The sequence below is a fragment of the Aquipuribacter sp. SD81 genome, from assembly GCF_037153975.1.
Taxonomy (GTDB): Bacteria; Actinomycetota; Actinomycetes; order Actinomycetales; family JBBAYJ01; genus Aquipuribacter.
In genome coordinates this window covers 1-2,930 of record NZ_JBBAYJ010000061.1, presented here as the reverse complement: position 1 = coordinate 2,930, position 2,930 = coordinate 1, and the positions used below count along the sequence as shown (strand labels likewise).

2 protein-coding genes and 1 pseudogene are annotated in these 2,930 nt (G+C 80.0%); 2 read left to right on the top strand and 1 reads right to left on the bottom strand.

What is annotated here, in order from left to right:
* A pseudogene (locus WAA21_RS17865) lies at positions 1-289 on the top strand (hypothetical protein); the annotation flags it as partial.
* 52 nt (positions 290-341) lie between these two features.
* Here the strand turns inward: WAA21_RS17865 and WAA21_RS17860 are convergent.
* The gene (locus WAA21_RS17860) at positions 342-758 is read right to left on the bottom strand and encodes an Rv3235 family protein (protein ID WP_336924207.1); all 417 of its coding nucleotides are present in this window, start codon (positions 756-758) and stop codon (positions 342-344) included.
* A 616-nt stretch (positions 759-1,374) separates the two neighbouring features.
* Between WAA21_RS17860 and WAA21_RS17855 the strand changes: the two genes are divergently transcribed.
* On the top strand, positions 1,375-2,829 hold the full coding sequence (locus WAA21_RS17855) for a WS/DGAT/MGAT family O-acyltransferase (protein ID WP_336924206.1): 1,455 nt from the start codon (positions 1,375-1,377) through the stop codon (positions 2,827-2,829).
* Positions 2,830-2,930: the final 101 nt, after the last annotated feature.

The following is a 2,930-nucleotide window of genomic DNA, read 5'->3' as shown; positions in this document are numbered from 1 at the left end:
CGCGCAGGGCGCGCCCGCCGCGGCCGCCGGGGCGGCCCCCGCGGCCGCGGCTGCCGGCGAGCCGGCGGAGCCCGAGGTACCGGCGTCGTTCTCCGTGCCGGGCCTGGACCAGAAGGTGGGGGCGCTGTCGTACACCGCGCCGAGCCTCGACGGGGACGACGCGGGCGGGGCGCGCACGCAGGGCCGGGCGCCGCGCGGCGGGTCCGCCGGTGCTGCGGGCGGTGCCGGGGGCGACTCCGGCAACCGCGCGCAGCGGCGCGCCGCCGCCAAGCGCGACAAGAAGGGCTGAGGGAGGGTCGGCCGGGCGGAGGCCCGGCCGGCCCGGACAGCAGGGCTCGGCCTCAGCCGACGTGCAGCGCGGTGAGCCGCCACCGGCCGTCGCCCGCGTCGAGGCGGGCCGCGACCGCCCGCGCCCGGGTGCCGTCCAGGACGACCGCGCACACCTCGGCGGCGTCGTCCCCGGCCCGCACCGTGCGCACCGAGCGCACGACCGGTCGCCGTGCCTCCGCCGGACGGCGTCCGGCGGCGCCGTCGCCGCCGGACGGTCGGCCCCGGCGCTCGCGCGCCTGCTCGACGCGCGCGCGCTCCCGCAGCGCGGCGTAGACCTCCGGTGTCGTCCACCGCAGCAGCTGCGAGGCGGGCCGGTGCCCGTGGACCACGTCGACGACGACCTGGACGAGGCGGCGCGCCAGGTCGTCGGTCGACCAGCCGGCCGGCGCGGGGCCGGTCGGGCCGCCGTCGCCGGAGCCTCTCACCACGCCGTCACCCGCGCCGCCGCCCGCAGGCTCCCCCGCGCCGGGCAGGTCGGTGAGGGGCCGCGGCTGCTCCGGACCTCCTTCGCGCAGCCCGGGCACGGCGAACAGCGGGAGCGTGCGCGGCCCGAGCCGGTGCGCCTCCGGACCCTGCGGTCGCGGCGACCACCGCAGCGTGGCCGGCTGCGGGACCGCCCGCAGCCGCGGCCCGGGCCCCGCGGCCCCGGCCGGCCCCGTCGGAGCGGGCCCGACGCCGCGGAGCCGTCGCGAAGCGGGGGGCGACGGGTGCGCCGGTCGAGCCGCCTCGGCGGGGCCGGCCGCGGGCGTCGCGCCCGCCCCCGTGACCCGCGCCGGCGCGAGTGCGACCGGTGGTGCCGTTCGTGCTGCGGCTGCGCTCACGGCCGCCCCCTTCCCTCGCCCGCACGGCGGGCTCCCGGGCGACCGGACCACCCCCGTGCCGGCCGCCTCACCTGCGTCCTGTGTCGCTGTACAGGTGGACGGGCGGCGCCACGTGTGACACGTGCCCGGTCGCCGGTGCCGGCCGACGCGTCGCCGGTCGGGCACGCCGCCACCTGTGCTACCGGCCGGTAACAAGGGGGTCGGCGTGGGTAGCATCGCGGTGATGTCCGACCGCCTGAGCGCCTTGGACGCCTCGTTCCTCTACGCCGAGGAGCCAGGCGCGCCGCAGCACGTCGGCACGGTCATGGTGTTCGAGGGCCCGCTGGACTTCGCGCGGCTGCAGCGCCACGTCGCGGGCCGGATCGCCTTCGTGCCGCGCTACCGGCGGCGGGTCCGGGACGTGCCGGGTGGTCTCGCGAACCCGGTGTGGGTCGACGACGCCCGCTTCGACCTCGCCTTCCACGTGCGGCGCTCGGCCCTGCCGCGACCGGGCAGCACCGACCAGCTGCGCGAGCTCGTGGCCCGCGTGCACCCGCGCCCGCTCGACCGCACGCGGCCGCTGTGGGAGCTGTACGTCGTCGAGGGGCTCGAGGGCGACCGGTTCGCGCTCATCAGCAAGGCCCACCAGGCGATGGTCGACGGGGTCAACGGCCTCGACCTCGCCCAGGTGGTGCTCGACAGCTCGCCGGAGGCCGTCGAGGCGCCGCCGGACGCGTGGCGGCCCGCGCCGGAGCCGTCGGTGCTCGACCTCGTCGGCGGTGCGGTGCTCGAGGCGGCGCAGCGCCCCGGCGAGGCGGTGCAGACGGTGAGGAGGCGCGCCGTCGACCTGCAGCAGGCGGCGTCCCGGGTCGCCGGCTCGCTCACGCGGCTCGCGGTCTCCCGCGGCGCCCCCGACAGCCCGCTGGACGTCGAGCTGTCGCAGCACCGCCGTTTCGCGGTGGCCGCGCACCCGCTGTCGAGCCTGCGCGAGGTCGCGCGCCGTCACGGCGGCGGCGCGCAGGGCTCCGGCGCCCCGCGCGGCGCGGCCGTGACGCCGACGGTCAACGACGTCGTCCTCGCCGTGCTCGCCGGCACGCTGCGCACGTGGCTGCAGGCGCGCGGCGCGGTCGTCACCCCGACGACCCGGGTGCGGGCGCTCGTGCCCGTGAGCGTGCGGGCCGAGGGCGCCGACGACGAGCAGCGCCTGCTGGAGCCGCCCGGGGCGAGCGCCGACGCCTCCTTCGGGACGACGGTCGACGGCCACCTCGTCGACCTGCCCGTCGGCGAGCCGAACCCGGTGCTGCGGCTGCACCAGGTCGCCTACCAGCTGAGCCCCCACCGCGAGGGCGGGCGCGCGGTGGGCGCGCGCGACCTCGCGACGCTCGCGGGCTTCGCCCCGCCGACGCTGCACAGCCTCGGGGTGCGGGTGGCGGCCGGGCTGTCGCGCCGCTGGTTCAACCTCCTCGTCACCAACGTCCCGGGCCGGCAGGAGCCGATGTACTGCGCGGGCGCCCGGCTCGCCGAGACCTACCCCGTCATCCCGTTGTCGGCCGGCCACGCGCTCGCCGTCGGGGTCACGAGCTACGACGGCCAGGTCTTCGTCGGGTTCAACGCCGACCGCGACGCCGTCGCCGACGTGGGGGAGATGCCCACGTACCTCGCGGAGGCGCTCGCCGAGCTGCGGGCGGCGGTCCGGTGAGCCCCCGCGTGGCCCAGCCCCGGTCGGGCGACGACGGGGGCGGCGCCGGGACCGCGCCGGGCGCGCGGGACGGCGCCGCGGCGGCCCGTCGCGCCCCGCGC

What these genes read in the sequence shown, in the direction of transcription:
- WAA21_RS17855 (WP_336924206.1), top strand. Translation starts at nt 1,375, where the DNA reads ATGTCCGACCGCCTGAGCGCCTTGGACGCCTCGTTCCTCTACGCCGAG.